This is a genomic window from Oceaniradius stylonematis, assembly GCF_965223445.1.
Taxonomy (GTDB): domain Bacteria; phylum Pseudomonadota; class Alphaproteobacteria; order Rhizobiales; family Rhizobiaceae; genus Roseitalea; species Roseitalea stylonematis.
This window is the reverse complement of the sequence record NZ_OZ244994.1, coordinates 1,193,273-1,215,693: the sequence shown is the minus strand read 5'-3', so window position 1 is coordinate 1,215,693 and position 22,421 is coordinate 1,193,273. Positions and strand designations below refer to the sequence as shown.

At 65.1% G+C, this 22,421-nt stretch carries 20 protein-coding genes; 17 read left to right on the top strand and 3 right to left on the bottom strand.

Annotated features, from left to right (window positions below; all coding sequences use genetic code 11):
- Positions 1-62: 62 nt before the first annotated feature.
- Both ACOQOU_RS06010 and ACOQOU_RS06005 read left to right on the top strand, forming a co-directional pair.
- Positions 63-1,361, top strand: coding sequence for an adenylosuccinate synthase (locus ACOQOU_RS06010; protein ID WP_109767587.1), 1,299 nt, complete (start codon positions 63-65; stop codon positions 1,359-1,361).
- Between the two features lie 39 nt (positions 1,362-1,400).
- Entirely contained in the window at positions 1,401-3,362 is a 1,962-nt protein-coding gene (locus ACOQOU_RS06005) for a hypothetical protein (protein WP_306025093.1), read from the top strand.
- Between the two features lie 102 nt (positions 3,363-3,464).
- Here the strand turns inward: ACOQOU_RS06005 and rpoH are convergent, their stop codons facing one another.
- Together rpoH and ACOQOU_RS05995 are read right to left on the bottom strand one after the other, a co-directional pair.
- Complete coding sequence (gene rpoH, locus ACOQOU_RS06000) at positions 3,465-4,373, bottom strand: RNA polymerase sigma factor RpoH (protein ID WP_109767525.1); 909 nt, start codon at positions 4,371-4,373, stop codon at positions 3,465-3,467.
- 143 nt (positions 4,374-4,516) lie between these two features.
- Positions 4,517-5,509, bottom strand: a complete 993-nt coding sequence (locus ACOQOU_RS05995; RefSeq protein WP_306025094.1) for an RluA family pseudouridine synthase — start codon at positions 5,507-5,509, stop codon at positions 4,517-4,519.
- Between the two features lie 79 nt (positions 5,510-5,588).
- Between ACOQOU_RS05995 and ACOQOU_RS05990 the strand changes: the two genes are divergently transcribed.
- From ACOQOU_RS05990 to ACOQOU_RS05955, 8 genes are all read left to right on the top strand, one after another.
- Positions 5,589-5,954, top strand: coding sequence for a DUF6476 family protein (locus tag ACOQOU_RS05990; RefSeq protein ID WP_306025095.1), 366 nt, complete (start codon positions 5,589-5,591; stop codon positions 5,952-5,954).
- 110 nt (positions 5,955-6,064) lie between these two features.
- Entirely contained in the window at positions 6,065-7,201 is a 1,137-nt protein-coding gene (locus ACOQOU_RS05985) for an ABC transporter ATP-binding protein (RefSeq protein ID WP_109767522.1), read from the top strand.
- A 101-nt stretch (positions 7,202-7,302) separates the two neighbouring features.
- Positions 7,303-8,445 carry an extracellular solute-binding protein gene (locus tag ACOQOU_RS05980; protein WP_109767521.1) on the top strand — a complete coding sequence of 381 codons (1,143 nt, stop codon included), beginning with the start codon at positions 7,303-7,305 and terminating at the stop codon, positions 8,443-8,445.
- Positions 8,446-8,538: 93 nt separating this feature from the next.
- Positions 8,539-9,828, top strand: coding sequence for an ABC transporter permease (locus tag ACOQOU_RS05975; RefSeq protein ID WP_109767520.1), 1,290 nt, complete (start codon positions 8,539-8,541; stop codon positions 9,826-9,828).
- A 12-nt stretch (positions 9,829-9,840) separates the two neighbouring features.
- A complete protein-coding gene (locus ACOQOU_RS05970) occupies positions 9,841-10,698 on the top strand; it encodes an ABC transporter permease (RefSeq protein ID WP_306025096.1) in 858 nt (285 codons plus the stop codon).
- 71 nt (positions 10,699-10,769) lie between these two features.
- The gene (locus tag ACOQOU_RS05965) at positions 10,770-12,452 is read left to right on the top strand and encodes an L-lactate permease (protein ID WP_306025097.1); all 1,683 of its coding nucleotides are present in this window, start codon (positions 10,770-10,772) and stop codon (positions 12,450-12,452) included.
- A 67-nt stretch (positions 12,453-12,519) separates the two neighbouring features.
- The gene (locus ACOQOU_RS05960; protein WP_306025098.1) at positions 12,520-13,182 is read left to right on the top strand and encodes a potassium channel family protein; all 663 of its coding nucleotides are present in this window, start codon (positions 12,520-12,522) and stop codon (positions 13,180-13,182) included.
- Positions 13,183-13,191: 9 nt separating this feature from the next.
- A complete protein-coding gene (locus tag ACOQOU_RS05955) occupies positions 13,192-14,538 on the top strand; it encodes a TrkH family potassium uptake protein (protein ID WP_306025099.1) in 1,347 nt (448 codons plus the stop codon).
- Positions 14,539-14,584: 46 nt separating this feature from the next.
- Here ACOQOU_RS05955 and ACOQOU_RS05950 read toward each other — a convergent pair whose 3' ends face one another.
- Positions 14,585-15,361 (bottom strand): helix-turn-helix transcriptional regulator, encoded by a 777-nt coding sequence (locus ACOQOU_RS05950; protein WP_306025100.1) that lies wholly within the window; start codon positions 15,359-15,361, stop codon positions 14,585-14,587.
- A gap of 152 nt (positions 15,362-15,513) precedes the next feature.
- Here ACOQOU_RS05950 and ACOQOU_RS05945 point away from each other — a divergent pair, with 152 nt between their 5' ends.
- The 7 genes from ACOQOU_RS05945 to ACOQOU_RS05915 are packed head-to-tail and all read left to right on the top strand — an operon-like array spanning position 15,514 to position 22,418.
- Positions 15,514-16,629, top strand: a complete 1,116-nt coding sequence (locus ACOQOU_RS05945; protein ID WP_306025101.1) for a class II histone deacetylase — start codon at positions 15,514-15,516, stop codon at positions 16,627-16,629.
- A 28-nt stretch (positions 16,630-16,657) separates the two neighbouring features.
- Positions 16,658-17,980, top strand: coding sequence for an ABC transporter substrate-binding protein (locus ACOQOU_RS05940; RefSeq protein ID WP_306025102.1), 1,323 nt, complete (start codon positions 16,658-16,660; stop codon positions 17,978-17,980).
- A gap of 53 nt (positions 17,981-18,033) precedes the next feature.
- Positions 18,034-18,771 carry an ABC transporter ATP-binding protein gene (locus ACOQOU_RS05935; protein WP_306025103.1) on the top strand — a complete coding sequence of 246 codons (738 nt, stop codon included), beginning with the start codon at positions 18,034-18,036 and terminating at the stop codon, positions 18,769-18,771.
- Positions 18,771-19,481, top strand: a complete 711-nt coding sequence (locus ACOQOU_RS05930; RefSeq protein ID WP_196780405.1) for an ABC transporter ATP-binding protein — start codon at positions 18,771-18,773, stop codon at positions 19,479-19,481. The genes ACOQOU_RS05935 and ACOQOU_RS05930 overlap by 1 nt, the downstream gene beginning before the upstream one ends.
- A gap of 2 nt (positions 19,482-19,483) precedes the next feature.
- A complete protein-coding gene (locus ACOQOU_RS05925) occupies positions 19,484-20,362 on the top strand; it encodes a branched-chain amino acid ABC transporter permease (protein ID WP_306025104.1) in 879 nt (292 codons plus the stop codon).
- Entirely contained in the window at positions 20,362-21,393 is a 1,032-nt protein-coding gene (locus tag ACOQOU_RS05920; protein WP_109767512.1) for a branched-chain amino acid ABC transporter permease, read from the top strand. Before ACOQOU_RS05925 ends, ACOQOU_RS05920 begins: the two co-directional genes overlap by 1 nt.
- On the top strand, positions 21,390-22,418 hold the full coding sequence (locus ACOQOU_RS05915) for a histone deacetylase family protein (RefSeq protein WP_109767511.1): 1,029 nt from the start codon (positions 21,390-21,392) through the stop codon (positions 22,416-22,418). Before ACOQOU_RS05920 ends, ACOQOU_RS05915 begins: the two co-directional genes overlap by 4 nt.
- Positions 22,419-22,421: the final 3 nt, after the last annotated feature.

Below are 22,421 nucleotides of genomic sequence, written 5' to 3'. Positions count from 1 at the left end.
TTGGCTCCGGCGCGTTTATAGACGGCCCGTTTGTTTCAAACCGGCAAGGGGAAGACGGCGGCATGGCCAATGTGGTGGTTGTCGGCTCGCAATGGGGCGACGAAGGCAAGGGCAAGATCGTGGACTGGCTGTCCGAGCGCGCCGATGTGGTGGTGCGCTTCCAGGGCGGGCACAATGCCGGCCACACGCTGGTGGTCGACGGCACGGTCTACAAGCTCTCGCTGCTGCCCTCGGGCGTCGTTCGCGAGGGCAAGATGAGCGTCATCGGCAATGGCGTTGTTTTCGACCCGCACGCCTTTGTCGCAGAGCTTGGCCGGCTGGCCGAGCAGGGCGTCGATATCGGTCCCGACCGGTTGCGCATTGCCGAGAACACCGCGCTGATCCTGTCGGTGCATCGCGAACTGGACGCGCTGCGCGAGGACGCGGCGTCCAATTCGGGCACCAAGATCGGCACGACCCGGCGCGGCATCGGCCCGGCCTATGAGGACAAGGTGGGCCGCCGCGCGGTTCGCGTCATGGATCTGGCCAACATGGAGACGCTGCCGGCCAAGGTCGACCGGCTGCTGACACACCACAATGCGCTGCGACGCGGCCTGAACCAGCCCGAGATCGGCCATGATGCGCTGATGGAGGAGTTGTCTTCGGTCGCCGATGCGATCCTGCCGTTTGTGGACAGGGTCTGGAAGGTGCTCGACGACAAGCGCCGTGCCGGCGCGCGCATCCTGTTCGAGGGCGCGCAGGGCACTTATCTGGACATCGATCACGGCACCTATCCGTTCGTGACCTCCTCCAACACCATCGCCGGCCAGGCGGCGACCGGATCGGGCATGGGTCCTGGCGCCATCGATTATGTGCTGGGCATCACCAAGGCCTACACGACGCGTGTCGGCGAGGGGCCATTCCCGACCGAACAGGACAATGAGGTGGGCCAGTATCTTGGCGAACGCGGCCACGAGTTCGGCGTCGTCACCGGACGCAAGCGCCGCTGCGGCTGGTTCGATGCGGTGATGGTGCGCCAGGCGGTTGCGGTCAACGGCATCACCGGCATCGCGCTGACCAAGCTCGACGTGCTCGACGGCATGGAGGAGATCAAGGTGTGTGTCGGCTACGAGCTGGACGGCGCGCGGATCGACTATCTTCCGGCGAGCCAGGGCGCGCAGGCGCGGCTGACGCCGGTCTATGAGACGCTGGAAGGATGGAGCGGGACGACCGCAGGCGCGCGGTCCTGGAACGATCTTCCCGCGCAAGCGGTCAAATATGTGCGTCATGTCGAAGAACTGATCGGCGCGCCGGTGGCCATTTTGTCCACCTCGCCGGAGCGGGACGATACGATACTTGTGACCGACCCGTTTCAAGACTAGTTTGGCACCTCAAGAACGGGCGCATAGCGGATTGAATTCATGGCAGATTTTGCTGCGATTCTGAAAAAGACCCTCGACAAGATGGGGGAAACGACGCCGGAGGTGCGCGCCCAGGTCTATGACAAGGCGCGGCAGACGGTGCAGCGGCAGATCGACGCCATGGCCAGCCAGCCGCCGCAGGCGGCCATCGACCGACAGTTCGAGAAACTCGAATCGGCGATCGCCGAAATCGAGGCCGGTTATGCGGCGCCGATCCCGGACGAGGCACCAGCAGACGCCGAGCCGGACCTGCCGCCCGCCGCAGAGCCGGAACCGGCCGAACCGGACCAGCCTGCCGAACCGGAAGCCACGGTCGAGCCGGAGCCCGCGCCGGAAGCCGGGTTCGTTGGCGAAACGGTGCCCGAGGCCGAGCCCGAACCAGAGCCGGATGAGGCGTCGGAGCTCGAACCAGAGCCGGATGCGGCGCCGGAGCCCGAACCCGAAGGTGCCGCGGACACCGTTGCCGAGCAGCCGGCCGATTCCTGGCAGGCGCCTTCGGCTGACGTGTCGGCGGATGAGACGGTTTTCGACGAACCGGTCGTGCCCGACGCGCCGTCTTTCGATACGCCGGCCGAACCGGACCCCACCGTCGACGATGTGATTTCATCGCTCGACGACGTGGTCGCCGGGCAGGCGGACACGGTTCCAGAAGACCCGTTTGCGCTCGACACGCCGCCCGATGGCGGCGGGCTGGAACGGCCGCCGGATGCCGACGCCGAACCGCCCATGCCGCGCGCCGAGGACCATGACCCGCTGCTCGATTTCCTCAGCGAGGAACGCGAGACCATGGCCGAAGCGGACAGCGACGCCGACCGGGCCGTCGATGTGCTGTTCGGCGAACCGGTCGCCGGCACTGCTCCGGACGTGGCCGCCACGAGCGGAGCCGGCAACGACCTGATCGGCGAGCCGGCCGACGCGGATGTTGCGGAACCGGCGGAAAAGCCCCGCCGCGGCGGCTGGCTGATTGCCGCCGCGGTGCTCGTCGTTCTGCTGGCGGGCGGCGGCTATGCGGCCTATGTCAACCAGGAGCCGCTTCGCGCCTTCCTGTCGGGCCTTGGGGGCGCCGCGTCCCAAACCGATGAGGGCGACGTGCCTGTGCGCACGGTGGAAACGACGCCCGTCAATGCGGACAGCGGCGATGCGGGCGAAGATGCGCCCGCCGAAGCGACGCCTCCCGAGACGGTCGATGCCGGCAGCGGCGATGACGGCATCCAGAAGTTCACGCAGCGCCTGACCGAGGATGGCCGCGAGATCGACGAAGGCCCGGCACCGGGGGCGGTCGCCCCCGGCGAGGGCAGTTCGGTTGCCGGCCAGACGGCGGGCAGCGAGGATGCGACCGCGCCCGATGCCGGAACGCCCGGGGCACCGGCCACCGACGCGCAGGACGGCATTGCCGTCGGCCAGCGCACCATTTTCTACGAGGAACGCACCGGAACCCAGCCGGGCACCGCGATGCAAGGTTCGACCGTCTGGTCGGTGGTGCAGGAATCGCCCGGCGGCGATCTGCCGCTCGAACCGGCGATCCGTGCCCAGTCGTCGATCCCGGATCTGGGACTGGCGCTCGAAGTCACCATCCGCCGCAATGGCGATGTGACCTTCCCGGCCAGCCATATCGTCGAACTGTTCTTCACTGTGCCCGACACGTTCGAGGGGCGCGGCATCGCCGATGTGCAGCGCATCACGTTCAAGAACACCGAGCAGGACCCCGGCAGCGCGCTGATCGCGGTGCCCGCGCCGATCGACACCAACATCTTCCTGGTTGCGCTGACCGACGCGCAAACGGCCGTACAGACCAACACCTCGCTGATGCTCAGTCAGGGCTGGGTCGACATTCCGATGCAGTATGTGTCGGGGCGGCGGGCGCTGATCACGCTGGAAAAGGGCGCGGCGGGCGACGCGGTCTTCCGCGAGGTGTTCGAAGCCTGGGAAGCGGCGCCGCTGGGTGATGCAAGCGGGGGCTGAGCCCCGGCGACAACCTGGTTCCTTGGTACAAGAAAGCCCCCGTCCGGCAAAGGCCAGGCGGGGGCTGTTGGTAGATGCGCTGCCGCTGCCGGACGTTCCCGCTCAGCCCGCGTGTTCGAGCTGGGCCGGCGGCGCGTTCAGCTTGGCGGCGGCGGCGACCATCGCCTTTTGTACCTTTTCGAAGGCGCGGACCTCGATCTGGCGGACGCGCTCGCGCGAGATGTCGAATTCGCCGGAAAGTTCCTCAAGCGTCAGCGGATCCTCGGACAGGCGGCGGGCCTTGAAGATGCGCTGTTCGCGTTCGTTGAGCACCTCCATCGCCTCGCGCAGCATGGCCCGGCGATGGTCCAGTTCGTCCTCCTCGATCAGCATCTTCTCCTGGCTGTCGCTCTCGTCGACGAGCCAGTCCTGCCACTGGCCGCTTTCGCCCTCGGCGGCGCGGATCGGCGCGTTCAGGGAGGCGTCGCCGCTGAGGCGCTGGTTCATCGACAGGACCTCTTCCTCGGAGACCTGAAGGTCGGTCGCGATCTTCTTGACCTGCTCCTCGTTGAGGTCGGCATCGCCCAGTGCCTGGATACGGCTCTTGGCCTTGCGCAGGTTGAAGAACAGCCGCTTCTGGTTGGCGGTCGTGCCCATCTTCACAAGGCTCCACGAGCGCAGGACATATTCCTGGATCGAGGCCTTGATCCACCACATTGCGTAGGTGGCGAGACGGAAACCGCGCTCGGGATCGAATTTCTTGACGGCCTGCATCAGGCCTACATTGCCTTCGGAGACCACCTCGCCCATCGGCAGGCCGTAGCCGCGATAGCCCATGGCGATCTTGGCGACCAGTCGCAGATGCGAGGTCACAAGCTTGTGGGCGGCGTCGGTGTCGTCATGCTCGTGATAGCGCTTGGCGAGCATATATTCCTCGTCGGGCTGAAGCATCGGAAAGCGGCGGATTTCCTCCATATACCGCGAAAGTCCGTTACTGCCGCCGGCAAGGCTCGGTAGTGTGTTCTGGGCCATAGTTAGCACCCTTTCTCCCATGATGGCTCCCGCAGAAATGCGGCAAGCAAGAGGCATATGCGCCAATTCATGCACGCCTATGCCGCCGCTGAACGCGGCTTTGCGCTATAAATGGTGGCGAATGCCAATGATTTCAAGTGTTTCTAGATGCGCCTCAATTCCTCGGCGACACGTGCCATGTCGGCAGGCATGGCGACCTCGAACCGCATCAGATCGCCGGTCGAGGGATGGATGAAGGCGAGCATCCTGGCGTGCAGCGCCTGCCGGCCGAGCGCCTCGACCGCCGCGCGTGCCGTTTCGGGCACCGCGCGCGCCTTGGAGCGGAAGCCGGCGCCGTAGACGTCATCGCCGATCAGCGGATGGCCGATATGGGCCATGTGCACGCGGATCTGATGGGTGCGGCCCGTTTCCAGCGTGCAGGCGACAAGGCTGGCGACGGGTTTCGCCGGCGGGCCGAAGCGCGTCTCCACCGAAAAACGGGTCACGGCGTGGCGCGCGTCCGGCTGGCTTTCGGAGACGACGGCCTGTTTGGTGCGGTCGCTGCCGGACCGGCCGAGATGGGTGGCGATCGTGCCGGCGTTCCGGTCCGGCGCGCCCCAGACCAGCGCCTGATAGGTCCGTTCCATGGCGCCGGTGCGGCCGTGGTCGGCAAACTGCCCGGACAGGTGCTTGTGGGCGGCGTCGGTCTTGGCGACGACCATGACGCCGCTCGTGTCCTTGTCGAGCCGGTGCACGATGCCCGGGCGCTTGACGCCGCCAATGCCCGACAAGGTGTCGCCGCAATGGTGGATCAGCGCGTTGACCAGGGTTCCGGTCGGGTTGCCGGCGCCGGGATGGACGACCATGCCGGCCGGCTTGTCGATGACGATCAGCGTATCGTCCTCGTACACCACCGAAAGCGCGATGGCCTCGGCCTGTGGCTCGGGATCGGCGGGCGGCGGCAGGTCGATGCGCGCGACATCGCCTTTGCGCATCGAGCGTCGCGGCTCGCGCACCACGGTGTCGTTGACCGTCACGCGCCCGTCCTCGATCAGCGCCTTCAGGCGGCTGCGGGAAACCGTGCCGTCCAATGCGGCGGCGAGAAACCGGTCCAGGCGCTGGCCGGCATCGTCGGGCCCGGCGGTCACGTCTTCCATTTTGCCGCGTTCCTCTGTAGGGCAGGGCCATTGTCTGCCGGTGCTATCGGGCGCCGGCGCCGCAATCAATAGGACCGAGATGAACCAGTTGCCGCCGGAGCTTGCCGAAGAGGCGCCGCTCGATCCCGCCGCCGAGCGCGTGCGGCGCAAGATGGTGCGGCTCCTGGCCGTGTCGATCGGCATCATGTTCGTCGGTGTCTTTGCCGTGCTGGCGGCGATCGTCTGGCAATTGGGCGAGGCGACTACATCTTCGCTGACGCGCGGCGATCTGATCGTGCCGGACGGTTTTGCGGTCCTTGAGAGCGATCTGACGGCCGATGCCATCATGCTGCGCGGCACGGACGGCAACGGCGCGCAGCGGGCCCTGATCTTCGACCGCGCCTCGGGGACGCTGACCGGCGATTTCGCGATCACTGCCGGCGATGGTGTGCCGTCCGCCCGTTAGACCCAAATTGTCGCATTCTCGACAGAAATTTCGTCGTCAACGCCAAATTGATTTGATTGTACCCCTTTACAACCGGGTGCGATGTTCGATTTGATGAGGGTGTCGGCGGTATGGAAGTTTTCGCCGGCGACGGGGTTCAAAAAGCGGAGTGGAAAGCCATTTCCAGAGGCGCAGCAGTCAAGTTCGACGGTGTTCAGAAAAGCTACGACGGTGAAACGCTCGTCGTCAAAGACCTCAATCTCGATATCGCCCGGGGCGAATTCCTGACAATGCTTGGGCCTTCGGGCTCCGGCAAGACCACCTGCCTGATGATGCTGGCCGGTTTCGAGCCGGCGACGCATGGCGAGATCTATCTCAACGAGCAGGGCATCAACAATGTGCCGCCGCACAAGCGCGGCATCGGCATGGTGTTCCAGAATTACGCTCTGTTCCCGCACATGTCGGTGGCCGAGAACCTCGCGTTCCCGCTGCAGGTGCGCGGGGTCGGCAAGGCCGAACAGGAAGACCGCATCAGGCGGGCCCTCGACATGGTCGAACTGGGCGCGTTCGGCGGCCGGCGGCCGGCGCAGCTTTCGGGCGGCCAGCAGCAGCGCGTCGCGGTGGCGCGCGCGCTCGTGTTCGATCCCGAACTGGTGCTGATGGACGAGCCGCTGGGCGCGCTCGACAAGCAGCTGCGCGAGCAGATGCAGTACGAGATCAAGCACATTCACGAAAATCTTGGCGTCACCATCGTCTATGTGACGCACGACCAGACCGAAGCGCTGACCATGTCGGATCGTGTGGCGGTCTTCAATGACGGCGTGATCCAGCAATTGTCGTCGCCCGACGTTCTTTATGAGAGCCCGCAAAACTCCTTCGTCGCCCAGTTCATCGGCGAGAACAACAAGCTTTCGGGCGAGGTTGTCGCGATGGACGGCGCCAATTGCGAGGTGCGGCTCGACGATGGAACGCTGCTGGTTGCCGATCCGGTCAATGTCAAGGGCGCCGGCAGCAGGACCACGGTTTCGCTGCGGCCCGAGCGGATCGAACTGGCGCCTTCCGACGAGCCGGAAAACGTGCTCGACGGCAAGATCGAGGAACTGATCTATCTGGGCGATCACATTCGCGTGCGCATGAACGTGGCCGGCAATGACGAGTTCATCGTCAAGGTCCGCAACCGGCGCGACAAGCGACCGATCTCGGAAGGCGACATGGTCAAGGTCGGGTGGTCGGCCTCGGACTGCAAGGCGCTCGACGCCGTGGCGTGAGCGCGCAACGAAATTGACCGCGGGCAGTGGTGCCCGGGGCAATGGGGACAGCGCGTTCGGCCATCCGCCGGGGCTGTCCCGGACAAAAAAGGGAGCAATCAATGAAACTCAAGTCAATTCTCATGGCGACCGCGGCGGCTGGCGTGCTGGCTTTGCCGGCGTTTGCCGAAGGCGACATGTCGCTGGCCGAGGCGCCCTGCGAGAACTGCGCCGATGAACTGACCGTCGTCTCCTGGGGCGGCGCCTATCAGAATTCGCAGATCAAGGCCTATTCGGAGCCCTATGCCGAGGCGACGGGCGTGACCTTCGTTTGGGACGAATCCTCGGCCGAGGCCGTTGCCAAGCTGCGTGCCATGAGCGAAGCCGGCAACGTGACCTGGGACGTCGTCGACGTGGTGGCTTCGGATGCCATCCGCCTGTGTGACGAGGGTCTTGCGATCGAGATCGACGGCGCGACCGAACTGGCCCCCGCTCCGGACGGCACGTCGGCCGACGATGATTTCGGCGTGCTGCGCGTCAACGACTGCTTCGTGCCGCAGATCGTTTATTCGACGACATTCGGCTATCGCACCGATGTGGCCGAGTGGAACGGTGCCGTGCCCGATGACATCTGCGACATCTTCGACCTGGAAACCTTCCCGGGCAAACGGTCACTGCAGAGGCGTCCGATCGACAACATGGAATGGGCGACATACTGCAACGGCACACCGAAAGATGAAATCTACGATGTGCTGAGCACCGACGAGGGTATCGCAGCCGCGCTCGCCAAGCTCGACACGATCAAGGACCAGGTCGTCTGGTGGACGGCCGGTGCCGAGACGCCGCAGCTGCTGGCCGACGGCGAAGTCGTGATGGGTTCGACGTTCAACGGCCGCTTGTTCTCGGCGATCGCCGAGCAGGACCAGCCCATCGCCATGATGTGGGACATGCAGTCGTTCGACCTTGACGGCTGGATCATTCCGGAGGGCCTGGACGAGGCACGCCTCAACCGCGCCAAGCACTTCCTGAAGTTCGCCACCGACACGCAGCGTCTGGCGGACCAGGCCAAGTACATCTCCTACGGCCCGGCTCGTGCATCGTCCGCGCCGCTGGTGGGCACCCATGCCGAGCTTGGCATCGACATGGCGCCGCACATGCCGACCGATCCGGCGAACGCTGCCAACGTCCACAATTACGACTACACCTGGTGGGCCGACAATCGCGACGACATCGACGCGAAATTCCAGGCCTGGCTGGTTCAGTAAGGCCAACGACAACCGGACACGGCGCCCCGCGCCGTGTCCGATCCAGATTTTGAGAGCATTTTCTGACGACCCGGATATTCAGCGGGGATTGCGATGAGCAGCGCCACCGACACACCGACCGATGCAATTGCGGGCGACGGCATCGTGCGCGCCGCCGATGGAACCCCGCTCAAGCGCAGCCTGGCGCGCGCGCTGCGCCGCGAAAAGCTGCGGTCCTTCCTGCTGATCGCGCCGCTTCTGGCCTTCGTCGTCATTTCCTTTCTTTTGCCGATCGCCGACATGCTGTTCCGGTCGGTCGAGAACAACATCGTCCGGGACACGATTCCGGAGACCGTGCAGACGCTGGCCTCCTGGGACGCCGACAGCGGCGAACTTCCGGACGAGCGCGTCTTTGCGGCCCTTTACCGCGATCTGCAGATCGCCGTTGAAAAACGGATTCACACCCGGCTCGGCTCGCGGTTGAACTATGAAAAATCCGGCATGTCGGGCCTGTTCCGCAAGACCGGGCGGGAGGTGCGCCGGTTGGAGGCCGAAGGGCCTTTCAGGGAGCGGTTCATCGAGATCGACGAGGATTGGGCCGATATCGAGGTCTGGGCGGTGATCAAGCGCTACAGCCCGCCCTATACGCCGGGCTACTTCCTCAACGCGGTGGATGCGGAACTGACCGCCGAGGGCGTCGAGATGAAGCCGGAGAACGAGCGCATCTATCTGACGCTGTTCTGGCGCACGCTCGTGATGAGCCTGATGATCACGCTGTCGTGCCTGCTGCTCGGTTATCCGATCGGCTATCTTCTGTCGCACCTTCCGGCACGCTCGGCCAACCTTCTGATGATCCTGGTGCTGCTGCCGTTCTGGACCTCGCTTCTGGTGCGCACCTCGGCCTGGAAGGTGCTCCTGCAGCAGCAGGGGGTGATCAACGATTTCCTCGTCTGGATCAACCTGATCGACGATGCCGGGCGGTTGGTGATGATCAACAACCAGACCGGCACGATCATCGCCATGACGCACATCCTCCTGCCGTTCATGATCCTGCCGCTCTATTCGGTGATGCAGACCATCTCGCCGTCCTATGTGCGCGCCGCCAAGAGCCTTGGCGCGAGCGACTGGACGGCATTCTGGCGGGTCTATTTCCCGCAGACCGTGCCGGGCATCGGCGCCGGCGCGATCCTCGTCTTCATTCTGGCGATCGGCTACTACATCACACCCGAACTGGTCGGCGGCACAAGCGGTATCTTCATATCCAACCGCATCGCCTATCACATATCGACGAGCCTGAACTGGGGACTGGCGGCCGCGCTGGGCACCATCCTTTTGCTGCTCGTCATGGCGCTGTTCTATGTCTATGACCGGATCGTCGGCATCGACAATGTGAAGCTGGGCTAGGGAGCAGCAAACATGTCATCACCCTTGCCGCCCTATGCCTCGACGCTGCAGCTCACCTGGTTCTATGCGTTCCGGGTCATTTGCGGGCTGATCTTCTTCTTCCTGATCTTTCCGATCCTGGTGATCGTGCCGCTGTCGTTCAACGCGGAGAACTTCTTCACCTTCACGCCGGGCATGCTGCGGCTCGATCCGGATGCCTACTCGTTCAAGCACTATGTCGACTTCTTCACCAACCCGGACTGGCAGCAGGCGCTCTACAATTCGGTGACGATCGCGCCGGCTGCGACGATCCTGGCCACGGTGCTCGGTACGCTGGCGGCGATCGGCCTTTCCCAGGCGCATGTGCCCTACAAGTCGGCGATCATGGCGATCCTGATCTCGCCGATGATCGTGCCGTTGATCATCTCGGCGGCGGGTATGTATTTCTTCTATTCGCGGCTCGGGCTCCAGGGCACCTATATCGGCGTCGTGCTCGCCCACGCGGCGCTCGGCACGCCGTTCGTGATCATCACCGTGACGGCGACGCTGGTCGGCTTCGACCGGTCTCTGGTGCGCGCGGCGGCGAGCATGGGCGCCGATCCGGTGACGACCTTCTTCAAGGTGCAGATGCCGCTGATCATGCCCGGCGTCATTTCAGGGGCGCTGTTTGCCTTCATCACCTCGTTCGACGAGGTTGTGGTCGTCCTCTTCCTCGGCTCGGCAAGCCAGAAGACGCTGCCATGGCAGATGTTCATCGGCCTGCGCGAGCAGATATCGCCGACCATTCTCGCCGTCGCCTCGGTGATGGTGGCGCTCTCGATCGCCTTGCTGTTCACGCTGGAGATGCTGCGGCGGCGTTCGGAACGTCTGCGCGGCCTGTCGCCGGGCTGACGCCCCTTTTCGCAGCCGTCCGAACCGGCTAGGTCTGGGCGCATCGAACACGCGTTGCGGGCGTTTCTCCCATGAGCCTCGGGCTTCAGGCGTTTGTCGCCGCCCTGCCGATCCTAGTCGCCGGCCTGCTTCTGGTCGGCCTGCGCATGCCCGCCCGGTCGGCGATGCCGGTGGTCTATGTGGTCGCGGCGCTGCTGGCGCTGTTCGTGTGGCAGGTTCCCGCCCTTCGTGTCGTAGCCGCCTCTCTGCAGGGGCTGGTCATCACCTTCGACATCCTGCTGATCGTCTTCGGCGCGATCCTGCTTTTGAACACGCTCAAACATTCGGGCGCGCTGGCGGTCATCAAGGACAGCTTCTCGGCGATCAGCCCGGACCCGCGCATTCAGATCGTCATCATCGTGTGGATGTTCGGCGCCTTCATCGAGGGGGCGGCAGGGTTCGGCACCGCGGCCGCAATCCTTGCGCCACTGCTCGTCGCGCTCGGCTTTCCCGCCATGTCCGCCGTCATGCTCGGCATGACGCTGCAATCGACGCCGGTGACGTTCGGCGCGGCGGGCACACCGGTGCTCGTCGGCCTGGCCGGCGGGCTGGACGGGCCGCAACTGGAAGCGCTGCTCGCCGAAAACGGCCTGACGCTTGCCGACTATCTGCAACTGGTCACCAATCAGGTCGTCATCTTCCACGGTGTGGCGGGCCTGTTCATCCCGGTGTTGATGGTCTTGATGACGACGCGCTTTTTCGGCGCCAACCGGTCGTGGCGCGAAGCGCTGCCGGCGGTGCCCTTTGCACTGTTCGGCGGCGTGGCGTTCGTCGTACCCTATGCGCTGATCGGCTGGCTCTTGGGGCCGGAGTTCCCGTCCATGATCGGCGGGCTGGCCGGGCTTGCCGTGATGATCATGGCCGCGCGCGCCGGATTTCTGGTGCCGAAGTCGCTCTGGACGTTTCCGCCGCGCGCGGACTGGCCGGTCTACTGGCTGGGATCGGTGCAGGCGGATACGGGGGAGGCGCCGCCCGCCGGCACGCGGCCGTCCCTGTGGCGGGCCTGGGCACCCTATCTGCTGATCGCGATCCTTCTGGTGCTGACGCGTCTGCCGGCGCTTCCCTTCGGCGACTGGCTGAAGTCGCTCCGGATCAGTTTTCCCGACATTTTCGGCACCGGCATTTCGGCGGCCAGCACACCGCTCTATCTGCCGGCCACGGTGTTCATCGCCACCGTTCTCGTCACCTTCTGGCTGCACCGGATGCGGCCGTCGGAGATGGCGCGCGCCTTTGGCGAGAGCACCAGGACGCTGCTCGGTGCCGGTGTCGTCCTGATGTTCACGGTCCCGATGGTGCGCATCTACGTCAATTCGGACATCAACGAGCTGGCGCTCGCCTCGATGCCGCTTGCCATGGCGGATTGGGTGGCGCAGTCCGTCGGCGGTGTCTGGCCGCTTTTTGCGCCCTCGATCGGCGCGCTTGGCGCGTTCATCGCCGGCTCCAACACGATCAGCAATCTGATGTTCGGCGCCTTCCAGTTCGGTGTGGCCGGGCAATTGTCGATGCCGACGGTCACCGTCGTGGCGCTGCAGGCCGTCGGCGCCGCCGCCGGCAACATGATCGCCATCCACAATGTGGTCGCCGCGTCGGCGACGGTCGGCTATCTGGGCCGGGAAGGGCAGGTGCTGCGCCTGACGCTGGTGCCGACGCTCTATTATGTCACGCTTGTCGGCCTGATGGGGCTGGTGGCGGTCGGCGTGGTATCGACGCCGTGATCCGATCCGGAACCGGCCTGCATGCGGCGCATTGTAACCCGATGCCCTGACCGAAAGGACCTTGTCCATGGCCGTAACCTCCCGCAGCTTCGCCGTGATCGGACTTGGCAGCTTCGGCTCGACCGTCGCCACCGAACTGCAACGCTCGGGCAACACGGTCGCCGGCATCGACATCGATGAGAAGCGTGTCTCGCGGGTCGCTGAACATTTGTCTTCGACGGCCATTCTCGACGCCACCGACGAGGATGCGCTGCGCGAAATCGGCATCGACGGATACGGGGCGGCGATCGTGGCGATCGGCGACGACATAGAGGCGTCGATCCTGACGACGATGAACCTCAAGCTGGTGGGTGTCGAGACGATCTGGGTCAAGGCCGCCGGCAAGGCCCATCACCGCATCCTGTCCAAGCTGGGTGTCGACCGCGTCATCCAGCCCGAACAGGAGATGGGGCGCCACATCGCGCAGATGCTCAACAATCCGGCCGTCCAGGATTATGTGAGTCTCGGCAACGGCTTTCACGTGGTCAACATCCTCGTGCCCGAACGGCTGGAGGGCAAGACGCTCGACGCCTTGAAGATCGGCAAGAGCCACGACCTGCAGCTTCTGGGCCTGATGCGCGGAACCGACTATGTCGATTGCGACAATGGCGGTCTGACATTGCAGGAAAAGGACAAGCTGCTGGTGCTCGGCAAGCGGGCCGATCTGCGCCGATTCGGCGATTCGCTTTAGGCCGCGGCGATGCGATCGGCCATCCGTGGCATGCGCCACCGGTTCACGACAATGCCGCCGCCGATGATCCTGGCAAGCCTATACGGCGTTCTGATTGCCATCGGCGCGGGGGCCTTCAAGCTGCCGTTCGCGACGACCGAGCCGATCACCTGGTCCGATGCGCTGTTCACATCGACCTCCGCAGTCACCGTGACGGGGCTAATCGTCGTCGATACGGGCACCGTGCTGAGCCTTTGGGGCCAGATGATCCTGGCTGTGATGATCCAGCTAGGCGGGCTCGGCCTGATGACGTTTGCCGTCCTGGTGTTGCAGGCGCTCGGCCTGCCGGTCGGACTGACGCCGCAGCTCTATCTGCGCGAGGATCTCAACCAGACCTCGATGCGCAACCTGACACGGCTGGTCGGCACGATCCTGCGCGTGGTGCTCGTGTTCGAGGCGGCGGGCGCGGTGCTGCTTGCCTTCTCCTTCGTGCCCGATTTCGGCTGGGGGATGGGCATCTGGCACGCGATCTTCCACTCGATCTCGGCGTTCAACAATGCCGGCTTTTCAACCTTCACGCCCGGCCTTGTGCCCTATTCAGCCGATCCGCTGGTCAACCTCGTCGTGCCGTTGCTGTTCATTGCCGGCGGGCTTGGTTATGTCGTCTTCTCCGATGTTTTCCGGGAACGCGCAAAATGGAGCCGCTACACGCTGCACACCAAGATCATGCTCGCGGGGACGGCCGTCCTGATCCTCTGGTCGGTCGCCATGGTGGCGCTTCTGGAATGGAACAATCCTGCGACGCTGGGCGCCCATGAGTCCGCCGGTGTCAGGGCCATGGTCGCCTGGTTTCAGGCGGTGACGACGCGCACCGCCGGCTTCAACACCACCGACATCGGCGCATTGCACGATTCCACGTCCGTCATGTTCATCTCGCTGATGCTGATCGGCGGCGGATCGACCTCGACCGCTGGCGGTATCAAGGTAACGACCTTCGTCATCATGATTCTCGCCACCATCGCCTTCTTCCGCCGCCGCAGGGAACTGACCGCGTTCGGCCGGTCGATCGGGCTTGAACAGGTGCTCAAGGTGATGGCGCTGACGGCCATCAGCGTCATCCTGGTGTTCGTCGGTGTCTTCGCGATCACCGCCGCCCATGAGGGCGATTTTCTCGACATCGCCTTCGAGGTGGCGAGCGCGTTCGGCACGGTCGGCCTGTCGCGCGGCTTCACCGACGAACTGAACGAGCCGGGGCGGCTGATGATCATGGCGATCATGTTTCTGGGCCGGGTCGGACCGCTGACGCTGGGATTTTTCCTGGCAACGCGCACCATTCCGCGCGTGCGCTATCCCGAAGGGCAGGTGCATCTGGGATGACCCCTGCTGCCCGGTAGGGCATGGCCGCGCTGGCGCGGAAATCGTGCTAAAGCGCGTCGATGATCAGGCCGAACAGTTCGTTCTGCGCCGATATCTCCAGTTTCCGGTAGAGGTTGCGGCGGTGCACCTTGACCGTATGCACCGAGATTTCGAGGTTGTAGGCGATCGACCGGCTCGAATGCCCTTGTGTGATCAGCGCGGCAACCTGCGCTTCGCGGTGACTGAGCGCCTGGCCTTCATCGGTGCGCAGCCGGGAGAAGATCTCGACAAGGTCCGGCGTGCGCTGTGGCTCGTCGCCATCGGCCTGCTCCTCCGCCATCAGTTCGGCGAGTTTCGGCATGAAGGCGACGTGCAACTGCTTGAAACGCCGCACTTCCCTGGCAGTGAACTTGGGACAGCCTGCATTGCGGCCGATCGAGAAATGGACGACGGAGCGCGGCGTCAGCCGGCGCAGCGCGCCCAGCTCATCGACCATGCCCGTCGACTGGAAATAGTTGGCGAAATAGTCGCTTGCCTCGAACCGGTCGGGCGCGATCTCGGCGAGCCGGAACGCCGAAGCGCCCTGTTCGCTCCGGGCACGCTGGGCGAACGGATCGAGCAGATGGCCGACGTCGCAATAGTAGGTGTCGAACGTCTTGCGCAGATGGTCGTCCGGGATCCAGCGAAAGCCGATCTCAGGACGGCGGCCCTCGCGATAGACGATGGCAAGGACGCTTTGCGGCGTGAACTCGTGGACGGACATGGCCACAAGATGCGGCTCCGCATCCTTGAGTTTGCCGGCCACGGCGATCCGGCCGAGAAGATCGTATGTGTCGTGTTTCATCGGCGCCTCCCGACTTGCCCCGCCCGACTTGCACCATGGGACTTGCACCATGGGTGGTACTACTCCACGCAATCGGCCGCCGCTAATACCAATGCCGGGGTATTTCCGGTCAATGCCGGTTCCGGCACAGTCGCACGATCAAGGGAGGTTGCATGGCCAAGTCGGGCAAAAAGCGCACGGGATGGGTCGCCGAGGAACTCTATTTCTGGCACCACACGCAGAATTGGGCGGGCCTGTTCGAGCCGGGTCTTTCCGTGCAGCCAGGCGAACATTTCGAAAATGCCGAGACGAAACGGCGGTTCCGCAATCTGGTCGAGGCATCCGGGTTTGGGCGCCATTTGGTTCCGGTCCGGGCGGCGCCCGCCGACGACGAAGCGCTGATGCGCGTTCATCCCAAGTCCCACATCGAACACATCGAAAAGGTTGCCGCTTCGGGCGGCGGCGATGCCAGCGAACTGACGCCGATGGGCCGGTCGACCGCCGACATTGCACGGCTCGCCGCCGGCGGCGTGATCGCGGCGGTCGATGCGATCGTCGACGGGACGGTCGACAACGCCTATGTGCTTTGCCGCCCGCCGGGCCATCATGCCGAACCGGAAACGGCGATGGGGTTCTGCTTTTACGCCAATGCGGCGATCGGCGTGCGTCACGCCCAGAAGCGCGGCCTCGAGCGGATCGTGACCGTCGACTGGGACGTGCATCACGGCAACGGCACCGAGACGATCTTCTACGACGATGCGGACGTGCTGACGATCTCGCTGCACCAGGACAATCTGTTTCCGCCCGACCGCGGCGGCATCGGCGACACCGGCTCGGGTGCCGGCCTGGGCGCCAATCTGAACATCCCGCTTCCGCCGGGCAGCGGCGGCGGCGCCTACCGGCACGCGATCGAAGAACTGGTCGCTCCGGCCATCGAAGCGTTCAAGCCCGACATGATCGTGCTGCCCTGCGGGTTCGATGCGTCCGCGCTCGATCCGCTCGGCACGATGATGCTGTCCTCGTCCGATTTCGGCTGGATGGCGGGGCGCATGGCGGCGCTTGCCGACGATCTGTGCGGCGGCCGCATTCTTGCGACCCATGAGGGCGGCTATTCGGCCGTGCACGTTCCCTTCTGCGGCCTTGCGGTGCTCGAGGCGCTGAGCGGCGCGTCCAGCGGTGTGACCGATCCCTATGACGCGCATATCACAGGCTATGGCGGGCAGGACCTGCAGCCGCACCAGGCCGAGGCCGTTGCCGCGGCGCGCAAGGCGTATGCCGGCGGACACTGAACAGGAATCCAGAACGGGAGGCACTTCGATGAACGACACAACCAGGACGGCGCCCACGTCGCGGCGCGACTTTCTGCGCCTTGCGGGCGCGACGACGGGCTCGGCGGCGATGCTGGCCGGGTTGAACCGGACCGCTGCGGCACAGGGCGGCGAGCCGGTGATCATCGGTTGCCCGGCGCCGCTGACCGGCATCGTCGCAGCCGACGGCATCGAGTTCCGGCGCGGGCTGGAAATGGCCGTCGAGGAAATCAACGGCATGGGCGGCATTCTGGGCCGTCCGGTCGAGGCGGTGTTCGTCGATACCGAAAGCAAGGGCGACGATGCGGTGATCCAGGCCGCCCAGCGGCTGATCGACCGCGACGGCGCCAGCGCGCTGATCACCGGCTACAATCTGGAGACGGGCACCGCACTGCACGATGTTGCCGCCGATGCGGGCATCATCGCCATGCATGCCAATACCGTCGTCGTCCATGACGAACTGGTCAAATCCGATCCCGACCGGTTCTGGGGCACGTTCCAGTACGATCCGCCCGAGACCTTCTACGGCGTCGGCCTTCTGGATTTCGTCAAGGGGCTTGAGGAGCGCGGCGAGTTCACGCGGCCCAACAACAAGCTGGCGATCGTCACGGGGCCGGGTGTCTATTCGATCAACATCGCCAACGCGCTGAACGAGAAGGCGGCCGAATACGGGTTCGAGGTGTCGCTGTTCGAGACCGTTAACGTGCCGATCTCCGAATGGGGCCCGACGCTGGCCAAGCTGCGCGCCGATCCGCCGGCGCTGATCGCGGTGACCCACTTCTATGCGCAGGACCAGGCGCAGTTCATGAACCAGTTCATGAACGAGCCGACCAACAGCCTGGTCTACATGCAATATGGCGCCTCGCTCGCCGCGTTCCGCGAGATCGCCGGCCAGAATTCGGAGGGCGTGCTCTATGCGACGGTGATCGGCGCCCTTCAGGACGAGATCGGCACGGCGTTCGCCGAGGCCTACAAGGCCAGGTTCGGCGAGAACGCCTCGCCCAATGGCGGCGGCCAGACCTATATGGCGATGCACGCCTATGCGGTTGCCGCAGCCCTCGCCGGCGGTCCCGGCGCGCCCTATGAAGAGGATCAGAACCGGCTGGTTGCCGACCGGCTGCGCCATCTGATCTATCGCGGCCCGGTGGGCACGATGCGCATCGTCCCCGAAACGCAGTCGGCCTATTGCTATCCCAGCCAGACCAACGACCCGTCGCTGGGCATGCCGCACATCTTCAGCCAGATCCAGGATGCGGCCGCCGATGGTGTGTTGGTGGCGCCGCCGCCCTACAATGTCGAAAGCTTCAGGCTGCCTTCCTGGATGCAGGGCTGAAGCCGTTGCCGGAGCTGTCGGCCCACGAACAGCCCCTTTTGTCATGCAGGGGCGTGACCAGGCGCTTCGGCGCCTTGGTCGCCGTCGATGGCGTCGATTTCGATGTCCGCCGCGGCGAGACCGTGGGCATTGGCGGGCCGAACGGTGCCGGCAAGACGACCTTCTTCGACCTGATTTCGGGTCTAAACAGGATGAGCGCGGGCAGCGTGGCGTTGCGTGGACGGCCGCTGGCCGGCACGCCGCCGCACCGCATCTGCCAGATGGGCATGGCGCGCACCTTCCAGCTCAACTCCGGCTTTGACGGGCTGAGCGTCATGGACAATGTGCTCGCCGCGGTCGCCTTCGGGCGGCGTTCGGCGGGCGGCTGGCTCCTGACCGCGCGCGACGACCGGGCCAAGGCCCGGGCGATGCTCGAAAAGTTCGGCCTGACCGACATTGCCGACGATCTGGCGGAGAATGTGCCGGTTCTGGCGCGCAAGAAGCTGATGGTGGCGACCGCATTGGTGAACGAGCCCGACCTTCTGCTTCTGGACGAGCCGGTCGGCGGGCTGACCCCGCCGGAGATCGACGATTTCATCGCGCTGATGCTGGGCCTGAAGGCCGAGGGCGTGACGCTGGTCTTCATCGAGCATGTCATGCGCTTTCTGACCAGCGTCGCCGACCGCGCGCTGATCATGCATCAGGGCCGGATCATCTATGACGGCACGCCCAACGGGCTCTCGGCGGACCAGACCGTCCGCGAGGTCTATCTGGGCACCACCGAACTGCCCGGCATGGCGGAGACGGCGTGATGGCGGCGCTCTCGGTCAGCGATCTTGTGGCGGGCTATCACAACCGGCCGGTGCTGCACGGCGTGTCGCTGGACATCGAACCGGGCACCATGGCGGCGCTGATCGGGCCGAACGGGCACGGAAAGACCACATTGCTTAAAACCGTTTCCGGACTGGTGCCGGCCCGGTCGGGCGCCATCCGTATCTTCGGCCAGGCGATCGAGACGGCGATGGTCCACGAGCGGGTCGCGGCGGGCCTTGTGCACGTGCCGCAGGGCGACCAGCTTTTCGGCGAGATGAGCGTCGAGGAGAATTTGCGCATGGGTGCCTATCTGCGCAGTGCCTCCGAGGTCCCGGGCGCGCTCGAGGAGGTCTACGCCTTCTTTCCGCGCCTTGCCGAGCGGCGCGGCCAGTCGGCCAGCAGCCTTTCGGGCGGCGAACGGCGCATGGTCGGCATAGGGCGCGGTCTGATGGCCGGCGGCAAGGTGATGATGATCGACGAGCCGTCGCTCGGCCTTGCGCCGCTGATCATCGAGCAGATCTACGAAGGGCTGCGCGGCCTTTCGCGCGCCGACCGCGCCTTCCTGGTGGTCGAGGAAAATCCAAGCCGCCTGATCGGCATCGCCGACCGCATCTGCCTCATGGATGCGGGCCGGATCGAATGGTCGGGAACGGCCGCCGAGGTGGCCGGATCGCGCGACATTCTTGAAACCTATCTGGGCGGGCATTGAGCATGGATATCGTCATCCAGATCGTCGTGACCGGCATGACGCTTGGCGCGATGTACGCGCTTGCTGCTGTCGGCCTGTCGCTGATCTTCGGCACGCTGGGCATGTTCAACATGGCGCACGGCCTGTTTATGACGATCGGCGCCTATGCGGCCTACGCCGCCGCCGGGCAGCTCGGCCTGCCGCTGGTCGCCGCGGTTGTTGCGGCAATGGCGGCCGGCGCGGCGATGGGTGTCGCAACGCACCTTGCGATGGTGCGATTCATGCTGCGCTCCAAGGCGTTCGAGACCAATGTCATCGTCGCGACGGCCGGTCTTGCCATCCTGTTGCAGGACTTTGTCCTGAAACTGTTCGGCGGCTATCCCTATCCGCAGCCGGTGCGCGTCGAGGGCGTCGTGCGCCTGTTCGATGTGGCCGTCGCACGGCAGTCGCTGGTGATCGTCGCGGTTGCGCTGGTGCTGATCGGCGCGGTTGCCTGGCTGCTTTTGAAGACGCGCTTCGGCATGGCCATCCGCGCCACCGCGATCAACCGCGAGGCGGCGCAGTTGATGGGCGTGCGCACCAACAGCGTCTATCTGCAGGTGATGGCGCTGGCCGGCGCGCTCGCCGGCGTCGCCGGCGTGATGATCTCGTCCCTGTCGACGCTGTCGCCGTCGATGGGCGGCGATCCGCTGCTCAAGGCGTTCGTGATCTGCGTGGTGGCAGGCCTCGGCAATGCGTGGGGCGCCGGCGTTGCCGCGTTCGCGCTGGGGCTGCTGGAAGCGGCGATCCAGTATTATGTCGGCGTGCGGTTCGGCTTTCCGGTCATGCTTTTGCTGGTGATCGCCATCCTCATCTGGCGTCCGCAAGGCCTGTTCGGCACGGAAAAGGTGGTGCGGCTGTGATGCTTGCGGGCGAATTGAACAAGCATCTGGCGATTGCGCTGGTGATTGCCGTGGGCTTTGCCGCCGTGCCGCTGTTCGTCGGCGAGCGCTATCTTCTGGGCGAGGTCATCGTCTTCTTCATCTGGGCGATGGTGGCGATGAACTGGAATCTTTTGATGGGCCATGCGGGCGTCTTCTCACTGGCGCAACTGCTGTTCTTCGCGTGCGGCGCCTATGGCGTGGCGATGGGCACGCAACTGGCGGGCCTGTCGATCTGGCTGGCGATCCCGCTGGCTGCCTTTGCCGCCATGGTGCTGGCGCTGTTGATCGGGTTGGCCTGCCTGCGGCTGACCGGCGCCTATGTCGCGCTGTTGACCTTCGCCATCGCCGAGATGGTGCGCATCCTGATCGTCACCGACACGCACTGCTTCGCGCTGATCCAGAACAATTGCCAGCAATTGTTCGGCGGATCGACCGGCTTTTCGCGCTTTTCCGATTTCGGGTTCCGGCCGATCCTGCGCGGCGACTGGATCGTCGGCCATTACTATGTCGTCTGGGCCGTCTTCGTGCTGAGCCTTGTCGCGCTCGTCGTCATCATTCACGGACGGCTGGGTCTGGCGTTCCGCGCCATCCGCGACAATGTCGGCTACGCGTCGAGCCGCGGCATCGACCGGCAGCGCTACCAGTTGATCGCCTTTGCCAGTTCGGCGCTTCTGACCGGCCTCGCCGGTGCCGTCTATGCCGGCCATTTCCGCTTCGCCGGTCCCTCCCTGTTCGAGTTCTCGACGCTGATGTTCGTGCTCGCCATGGTGATCGTCGGCGGGCTGGGATCGACATGGGGACCGCTGGTCGGCGCCGGTGTGATGATGATCGTCGTCGAATTCGCCAAGGAACTGGGCGACGCGCGGTCGATCGTCCTGGGTCTTTCGATCGTCCTGTTCGTCGTCTTCCTGCCCAAAGGCATCGCCGGCGGGGTCGGCGGGCTGCGCGCCATCATCTCCCGGCCGGCGGGCCAGAACCGATCAACCACCGCAACGGACACCCATCAATGAAGATCGTCTACACCGAAGAGCACCGCAAACGCAGCGCCAGGACCGAACTCTATGGCGGCCAGCTGGTGCCGCCGTTCGAATGTCCCGAGCGGATCGACTTCATTCTGGCCGAAGCGGAAAAGCGCGGCTTCGGCGCCATCGTACCGCCGCGCGCGCACGGCATGGCGCCGGTGCTCGCGGTGCACGATGCGGGTTATGCGGCGTTTCTGGAAAACGCTTGGGCCAACTGGAGCGCGCTCGGCCATCAGGGAGAGGCGATCGTGACGGTCTGGCCGGCGCGCACCATGCGCCCGGATCGCATCCCGGCCCATTTCGAAGCGCAGCTCGGCTATTATTGCCTTGCGTCGGAGACCTCGATCTCGGACGGCACATGGGAGGCGGCGCTGGCGTCCAAGGACGTGGCGCTGACGTCGGCCGACCTTGTGATCGGCGGCGCACGCACGGCGTTCGGCCTGTGCCGTCCGCCGGGCCACCATGCGGCGACCGACCAGTATGGCGGTTACTGCTTCTTCAACAATGCGGCGATCGCGGCGCAGCATGCGCGCGACAAGGGCATCGAACGGGTTGCGATCCTCGATGTCGACTTTCACCATGGCAACGGCACGCAGGAGATCTTCTACGACCGCGACGATGTGCTGTTCATTTCGCTGCATGGCGACCCCGATCAGGCGTTTCCGCATTTCCTTGGCTTTGCCGACGAGACGGGCAGCGGCGCCGGCGAGGGCTTCAACCTCAACCTGCCCATGCCGCCGGGAACCGGGTTCGATGTCTGGCGCGCCGCGCTCGGCAAGGCGATGGAGCGCATCGCGCGTTTCGATCCCGGCCTCGTCATCGTCTCGCTGGGCGTCGATACGTTCGAAAAGGACCCGATCAGCTTCTTCAAGCTGACATCGAATGACTTTTCGACGATGGGGGCCGACATCGCCGCGCTCGGCCTGCCGACATTGTTCCTGATGGAGGGCGGCTATGCGGTCGAGGAGGTCGGCATCAACACGATCAACGTGCTCGAAGGGTTTTGTGTCTGACGC

Bases quoted from the DNA above. Each gene is read 5' to 3' on its own strand.
- ACOQOU_RS06010 (WP_109767587.1), top strand. From the start codon at position 63: ATGGCCAATGTGGTGGTTGTCGGCTCGCAATGGGGCGACGAAGGCAAG.
- ACOQOU_RS06005 (WP_306025093.1), top strand. From the start codon at position 1,401: ATGGCAGATTTTGCTGCGATTCTGAAAAAGACCCTCGACAAGATGGGG.
- rpoH (WP_109767525.1), bottom strand. From the start codon at position 4,373: ATGGCCCAGAACACACTACCGAGCCTTGCCGGCGGCAGTAACGGACTT.
- ACOQOU_RS05995 (WP_306025094.1), bottom strand. From the start codon at position 5,509: ATGGAAGACGTGACCGCCGGGCCCGACGATGCCGGCCAGCGCCTGGAC.
- ACOQOU_RS05990 (WP_306025095.1), top strand. From the start codon at position 5,589: ATGAACCAGTTGCCGCCGGAGCTTGCCGAAGAGGCGCCGCTCGATCCC.
- ACOQOU_RS05985 (WP_109767522.1), top strand. From the start codon at position 6,065: ATGGAAGTTTTCGCCGGCGACGGGGTTCAAAAAGCGGAGTGGAAAGCC.
- ACOQOU_RS05980 (WP_109767521.1), top strand. From the start codon at position 7,303: ATGAAACTCAAGTCAATTCTCATGGCGACCGCGGCGGCTGGCGTGCTG.
- ACOQOU_RS05975 (WP_109767520.1), top strand. From the start codon at position 8,539: ATGAGCAGCGCCACCGACACACCGACCGATGCAATTGCGGGCGACGGC.
- ACOQOU_RS05970 (WP_306025096.1), top strand. From the start codon at position 9,841: ATGTCATCACCCTTGCCGCCCTATGCCTCGACGCTGCAGCTCACCTGG.
- ACOQOU_RS05965 (WP_306025097.1), top strand. From the start codon at position 10,770: ATGAGCCTCGGGCTTCAGGCGTTTGTCGCCGCCCTGCCGATCCTAGTC.
- ACOQOU_RS05960 (WP_306025098.1), top strand. From the start codon at position 12,520: ATGGCCGTAACCTCCCGCAGCTTCGCCGTGATCGGACTTGGCAGCTTC.
- ACOQOU_RS05955 (WP_306025099.1), top strand. From the start codon at position 13,192: ATGCGATCGGCCATCCGTGGCATGCGCCACCGGTTCACGACAATGCCG.
- ACOQOU_RS05950 (WP_306025100.1), bottom strand. From the start codon at position 15,361: ATGAAACACGACACATACGATCTTCTCGGCCGGATCGCCGTGGCCGGC.
- ACOQOU_RS05945 (WP_306025101.1), top strand. From the start codon at position 15,514: ATGGCCAAGTCGGGCAAAAAGCGCACGGGATGGGTCGCCGAGGAACTC.
- ACOQOU_RS05940 (WP_306025102.1), top strand. From the start codon at position 16,658: ATGAACGACACAACCAGGACGGCGCCCACGTCGCGGCGCGACTTTCTG.
- ACOQOU_RS05930 (WP_196780405.1), top strand. From the start codon at position 18,771: ATGGCGGCGCTCTCGGTCAGCGATCTTGTGGCGGGCTATCACAACCGG.
- ACOQOU_RS05925 (WP_306025104.1), top strand. From the start codon at position 19,484: ATGGATATCGTCATCCAGATCGTCGTGACCGGCATGACGCTTGGCGCG.
- ACOQOU_RS05920 (WP_109767512.1), top strand. From the start codon at position 20,362: ATGCTTGCGGGCGAATTGAACAAGCATCTGGCGATTGCGCTGGTGATT.
- ACOQOU_RS05915 (WP_109767511.1), top strand. From the start codon at position 21,390: ATGAAGATCGTCTACACCGAAGAGCACCGCAAACGCAGCGCCAGGACC.